The organism is Micromonospora globispora, from assembly GCF_003857015.1.
In the GTDB taxonomy this organism is placed as follows: Bacteria; Actinomycetota; Actinomycetes; order Mycobacteriales; family Micromonosporaceae; genus Micromonospora; species Micromonospora globispora.
Genome location: NZ_QGGF01000052.1, coordinates 1 through 5,313 on the forward strand (window position 1 = coordinate 1; position 5,313 = coordinate 5,313).

Sequence of the window (5,313 nt, forward strand, 5' to 3'; positions counted from 1 at the left end):
GCCAGCGCGGAGACCCACGGCAGCAGGTCCGCGCCCGTGCGGGTGTGCCGCGACGGCGGCAGGGATGCCCGGGCGATCAGCTCGACCGACCACGTCCGGGTCGCCGCCCAGAACGCCAGGCCCGCCCCGGCCAGGCAGAGCAGCACCGCGTACGTCAGCTCGCGCCGCCCCCGCGCGCCCGGGCCGGCGGTCGACGTCGGCTCACTCATCGGGCCGGCCGGAGGGTCTCGGCGGCGGCGATCGCGGCGAGCACCGCGGCGGCCTTGTTGCGGGTCTCCTGGTCCTCCGCGGCGGGATCGGAATCGGCCACTACCCCCGCGCCGGCCTGCACGTACGCCCGCCCGGGGCGGATCAGCGCGGTGCGGATCGCGATCGCCATGTCGAGGTCGCCGCCGAAGCCGAAGTAGCCCACCGTGCCGCCGTACAGACCACGCCGGACCGGCTCCAGCTCCTCGATGATCTCCATGGCCCGCACCTTCGGCGCGCCGGAGAGGGTGCCGGCCGGGAAGGTGGCGGCGAGCGCGTCGAAGGCCGTGCGGTCCTCCCGCAGCTCCCCGACCACCGTGGAGACGATGTGCATGACGTGGCTGTACCGCTCGATGGTGGCGAACTCGGGGACCTCGACGGTGCCCGGCCGGCAGACCCGCCCGAGGTCGTTACGACCCAGGTCGACGAGCATCACGTGCTCGGAGCGTTCCTTCGGGTCGGCCAGCAGCTCGGCGGCGAGCCGGGCGTCGGCTTCCGGGGTGCCGCCGCGCGGCCGGGTACCGGCGATCGGATGCAGCAGCGCCCGCCGCCGACCGTCCGCACCGGTGCTGACCTTCAGGTGCGCCTCCGGCGAGGAACCGACGATGTCGAAGCCGTCGAAGCGCAGCAGGTACATGTACGGGCTGGGGTTGGTCGTGCGGAGCACCCGGTACACGTCCAGCGGGTCGGCGTGGGTCTCCCGCTCGAAGCGCTGGGCGAGGACGATCTGGAAGCACTCGCCGGCCCGGATCGCCTCCTTGGCCGCCTCCACCGCCTTCGGGTAGCCGCCGTCCGGGGTACGGCTGACCACCTCGCCCGCCGGCGGTCGGTCGACCGTCGAGATCATGGGCGGAATCGGTCGGGACAGCGCGGTGGTCATCGCGTCGAGGCGCCCCACCGCGTGGTGGTACGCCGCCGCGACGAGCGGCTCCCGGTCCGGCGCGTCCAGGGGCGGCAGGATCGCGTTGGCGACCAGGATCGCCGAGCCGTCGTAGTGGTCGAGCACCACCAGGTCGGTGGCGAGCATCATGCCCAGCTCGGGCACGCCGAGGTCGTCCTCGGTCAGCTCGGGCAACCGCTCGAAGCGGCGGATCAGGTCGTACCCGAGGTAGCCCACCATGCCGCCGGTCAGCGGCGGCATGCCGCTGGCCGGGTCCCAGGCCGGGCCGGCCATCGCCGCGACCGTCTCCCGCAGCACCCGGACCGGGTCGCCGTCGGCGGGCAGGCCGGCCGGAGGTTCCCCGGTCCAGACCGCGGCGCCGCCCCGCTCGGTCAGGGTCGCGCTGCTGCGGACGCCGATGAACGAGTACCGGGACCAGGCCATCCCGGCCGAGCCGACGCCCTGCTCGGCGGACTCCAGGAGGAAGGTGCCGGGGCCGCCGGCGAGCTTGCGGTAGACGCCGACGGGGGTCTCCGCGTCGGCGAGCAGCCGCCGGGTGACCGGAACGACCCGCCAGCGGGCCGCCAGGTCGGTGAAGGCCGCCTGGTCGGGGCTGACCCGGCCGTCGGTCATGACGTCGCCTCCGGTGAGCTGACCGGCAGCTCGGTGAAGAAACACGTGCGGTGCCCGGTGTGGCAGGCCGCGCCGACCTGGTCCACGCTGACCAGCAGCGCGTCCCCGTCGCAGTCCAGCGCCACTGAGTGGACGTACTGGTGGTGGCCGGAGGTGGCCCCCTTGACCCAGTACTCCTGACGGCTGCGCGACCAGTAGGTGGCCCGGCCGGTGGTCAGGGTGCGGTGCAGCGCCTCGTCGTCCATCCAGGCGACCATCAGCACCTCGCCGGTGTCGTGCTGCCGGACCACCGCGGCCACCAGGCCGTCGGGGGTGCGGCGCAACCGGGCGGCGATCGCCGGGTCGAGCCGGGACGGGCGGGCCGGGCCGGGGGCCGCCGGACCGCCCGAGCTGGCGGGGGCGCCGTTCACCGGCGCGTCAGATGCGGGCACAGTGAACCATTCTCCCGCACGCGGCCCGGGCACCGGCGACCCGTCCCCTAGTGTCCGACGGTTCCCATTGCTGCCTCGGGGTACCTTTCTCCGGCCGCCGCACCGGGCGGCACCGCCTTGCTCAGCCGGGCCTGCTGCTCCGGGGTGAGCCGGATGTCGGCCGCCGCGGCGTTCTCCTCCAGGTACCGGACCCGCTTGGTGCCCGGGATCGGAAGGATGTCCTCGCCCTGCGCCAGCAGCCAGGCCAGCGCGACCTGCGCCGGCGTACGGCCGATCTCGGCGGCCACCGCCCGGACCTCGTCCACCAGCCGGAGGTTGGCGTCGAGGTTGCCCTCGGCGAACCGGGGCGCCCCGGCGCGCCAGTCGTCCGGGGCGAGCTGCTCCCGGCTGGTGATCGCCCCGGTGAGCAACCCCCGCCCCACCGGCGAGTACGCCACCAGCGAGACGCCCAGCTCCCGGCAGGTGTCCAGCATCTCCCCCTCGACGTCGCGGCTGAACAGCGAGTACTCCATCTGCACCGCGGAGATCGGGTGCACCGCGTGCGCGGCGCGCAGGGTCTGCGGGCTGACCTCGGAGAGCCCGATCAGCCGGACCTTTCCGGCGGCGACCAGCTCGGCCATCGCCCCGACGGTCTCCTCGATCGGGGTCTCCGGGTTGCGCCGGTGCAGGTAGTACAGGTCGATGGTCTCCACGCGGAGCCGGCTCAGCGAGGCGTCGCAGGCCTCCCGGGCCCAGGCGGCGCTGCTGTCCACGAAGGCGCCGGGCGTACCGGTGCCGTCGAAGCTGTCGCCGCGGGTCCGGTTGCCGAACTTGGTGGCCAGGAAGACCTCGTCCCGGCGGGCCCGCACCACCGGGGCGAGCAGCCGCTCGTTCGCGCCCCGGCCGTACATGTCGGCGGTGTCGAGGTGGTTCACGCCCAGGTCGAGGGCGCGGTGCAGGGTACGCGTCGACTCGGCGTCGTCACCGGCCCCGTACGCGAAGCTCATGCCCATGCAGCCCAGGCCGATCGCCGAGACCTCCGGCCCGTTCGCGCCCATCCGTCGGCGGATCATCGAAGCTCCTCCTCCGCCCTGCGGTAGATGTCGATCTTGTAGTTGAGCACCTTGAGGTCCTCCTCCAGTTCGGCCATCCGGGCCAGCACCCGGGCCCGGTGCGCCTCGAAGAGCGCCCGCCGGGCGCCGAGCGTCCGGTCACCCTGCCGGGCCAGCTCGGCGTAGCGGCGCATGTCCCGCACCGGCATCCCGGTGCGGCGCAGCCGGGTGAGCAGCAACAGCCAGTCCAGGTCCGACTCGGTGTAGCGCCGCCGGCCGGCCGAGTCCCGCCCGACCGGGGCGACCAGACCCTCCTGCTCGTACCAGCGCAACGTGTAGGTGGTCAGGCCCACCCGCTCCGCCGCCTCACCCACGGTGAGGCTCATCTCCCGCGTACTGACGTCCACGGACCCCAGACTTCCAGTTCGAGGGCACTCGAAGTCAACCGTTGCGCGCGGGCGGGTAACTCATCTAGCGTTGAGTTCAACACTTGATGAGTTTTGGGAAGGCGGGGCGATGGACGACGGCGTCGTGGTCCGTGACCTGGTCGTCGACCGGGGCCGGCGGCGGGTGCTGCAGAGCATCAGCTGCGCCGTGCCCCGCGGCCAGGTCACCGGGCTGCTCGGGCCCAGCGGCAGCGGCAAGACCACCCTGATGCGGGCAATCGTCGGGGTGCAGACCGTCAACTCCGGCACGGTCACCGTGCTCGGCCGGCCCGCCGGGGCGCCTGAGCTGCGCCACCGGGTCGGCTACCTCACCCAGGCGCCCAGCGTCTACGCCGACCTGACCGTGCGGGAGAACGCCCGCTACTTCGCCGCCCTGCACGGCCGCAGCCACGCCGAGGCGGACCGGGCGGTCACCGACGTCGGCCTGGCGGAGGCCGCCACCCAGCTCGTCGGAACCCTCTCCGGCGGCCAGCGCAGCCGGGCGTCTCTCGCCTGCGCCCTGGTCGGCGAACCGGAGCTGGTCATCCTCGACGAGCCGACCGTCGGTCAGGACCCGGTGCTCCGGGCGGACCTGTGGGCCCGCTTCCACGAGATGGCGGCCGCCGGCACCACGCTGCTGGTGTCCAGCCACGTGATGGACGAGGCCGCCCGCTGCGACCGGCTGCTGCTCATCCGGGACGGCCGGCTGATCGCCGACGACACCCCGGACGCGGTCCGGGCCACCACCGGCGTCGACGATCTGGAAGAGGCCTTCCTGCGACTGATCAGGGCGAGCGAGGCGGGCCAGGGCCACGCCGGAGAGGAAACGCGATGAGCCCCCGGATCCTCGCCGCGACCACCGGACGCATCCTGCGCCAGCTCCGGCACGACCGGCGCACCGTCGCGCTGCTGGTGGTCGTGCCCGCCGTGCTGCTCACGCTGGTCTACTTCATGTACGTCGACCAGCCCACCCCGCCGGGGCAGCCCACGGTCTTCGACCGGGTCGCGCTGATCATGCTCGGCTTCTTCCCGTTCATCATCATGTTCCTGGTGACCAGCATCGCCATGCTGCGCGAGCGCACCACCGGGACGCTGGAACGGCTGCTCACCACCCCGCTGGGCAAGCTCGACCTGCTGTTCGGCTACGGCATCGCGTTCGGACTGGCCGGGGCGGTCCAGGCGACCCTCGCCTCCGCGGTGGCGTACTGGGTGTTCGGTCTGGACACCGCCGGCAGCATCTGGCTGGTGGTCATGATCGCCGCGGTCAACGCCGTGCTGGCCGTGGCGCTCGGGTTGTTCTGCAGCGCCTTCGCCCGCACCGAGTTCCAGGCCGTGCAGTTCATGCCGGTCGTGGCGATTCCCCAGCTGCTGCTCTGCGGGCTCTTCGTACCCCGGGGCGAGATGGCCGGCTGGCTCCAGGCGGTCAGCGACGTGCTGCCCCTGTCGTACGCCGTCGAGGCGTTGCAGGAGGTCGGCGCGCATGCCGAGCCGACCGGCACGATGTGGCGGGACGTGGGCATCGTCGCCGGCGCGGCGGTGCTGGCGCTGGTGCTCGCCGCCGCGACCCTGCGGCGGCGCAGCGGATGATGGCCCGGCGCACCGGCCGCCGGCCCGGCAACCCGGACACCCGGGAGGCGATCCTGGCGGCGGCCCGCGCGGCGTTCGCC

At 73.7% G+C, this 5,313-nt stretch carries 6 protein-coding genes and 2 pseudogenes; 3 read left to right on the top strand and 5 right to left on the bottom strand.

The features are described 5' to 3' along the window. The 5 genes and pseudogenes from DKL51_RS01520 to DKL51_RS01540 form a co-directional block, all read right to left on the bottom strand. Positions 1 to 209 (bottom strand): annotated as a pseudogene (locus DKL51_RS01520) (Trp biosynthesis-associated membrane protein); the annotation flags it as partial. Then, positions 206 to 1,759, bottom strand: a complete 1,554-nt coding sequence (locus DKL51_RS01525) for an anthranilate synthase component I (RefSeq protein ID WP_109964401.1) — start codon at positions 1,757 to 1,759, stop codon at positions 206 to 208. The pseudogene DKL51_RS01520 and the gene DKL51_RS01525, both read right to left, overlap by 4 nt. Further along, entirely contained in the window at positions 1,756 to 2,190 is a 435-nt protein-coding gene (hisI, locus tag DKL51_RS01530) for a phosphoribosyl-AMP cyclohydrolase (RefSeq protein ID WP_109944066.1), read from the bottom strand. The genes DKL51_RS01525 and hisI overlap by 4 nt, the downstream gene beginning before the upstream one ends. Positions 2,191 to 2,237: 47 nt before the next feature. After that, positions 2,238 to 3,242: an aldo/keto reductase gene (locus DKL51_RS01535; RefSeq protein WP_109944065.1), complete on the bottom strand. Its 1,005-nt coding sequence runs from the start codon at positions 3,240 to 3,242 to the stop codon at positions 2,238 to 2,240. Next, positions 3,239 to 3,628 carry a MerR family transcriptional regulator gene (locus DKL51_RS01540; RefSeq protein ID WP_109944064.1) on the bottom strand — a complete coding sequence of 130 codons (390 nt, stop codon included), beginning with the start codon at positions 3,626 to 3,628 and terminating at the stop codon, positions 3,239 to 3,241. The genes DKL51_RS01535 and DKL51_RS01540 overlap by 4 nt, the downstream gene beginning before the upstream one ends. A 109-nt stretch (positions 3,629 to 3,737) precedes the next feature. On the opposite strand from DKL51_RS01540, the gene DKL51_RS01545 reads away from it, so the two are divergent. The 3 genes and pseudogenes from DKL51_RS01545 to DKL51_RS35535 all read left to right on the top strand — a co-directional run. Continuing rightward, positions 3,738 to 4,481, top strand: a complete 744-nt coding sequence (locus DKL51_RS01545; RefSeq protein ID WP_109966435.1) for an ABC transporter ATP-binding protein — start codon at positions 3,738 to 3,740, stop codon at positions 4,479 to 4,481. Continuing rightward, positions 4,478 to 5,233 carry an ABC transporter permease gene (locus tag DKL51_RS01550; RefSeq protein ID WP_109944062.1) on the top strand — a complete coding sequence of 252 codons (756 nt, stop codon included), beginning with the start codon at positions 4,478 to 4,480 and terminating at the stop codon, positions 5,231 to 5,233. Before DKL51_RS01545 ends, DKL51_RS01550 begins: the two co-directional genes overlap by 4 nt. After that, a pseudogene (locus DKL51_RS35535) lies at positions 5,233 to 5,313 on the top strand (TetR/AcrR family transcriptional regulator); the annotation flags it as partial. The gene DKL51_RS01550 and the pseudogene DKL51_RS35535, both read left to right, overlap by 1 nt.

Excerpts from the sequence above, each read along its gene's own strand:
- DKL51_RS01525 (WP_109964401.1), bottom strand. The coding sequence starts at position 1,759 with ATGACCGACGGCCGGGTCAGCCCCGACCAGGCGGCCTTCACCGACCTG.
- DKL51_RS01550 (WP_109944062.1), top strand. The coding sequence starts at position 4,478 with ATGAGCCCCCGGATCCTCGCCGCGACCACCGGACGCATCCTGCGCCAG.
- DKL51_RS01535 (WP_109944065.1), bottom strand. The coding sequence starts at position 3,242 with ATGATCCGCCGACGGATGGGCGCGAACGGGCCGGAGGTCTCGGCGATC.
- DKL51_RS01545 (WP_109966435.1), top strand. The coding sequence starts at position 3,738 with ATGGACGACGGCGTCGTGGTCCGTGACCTGGTCGTCGACCGGGGCCGG.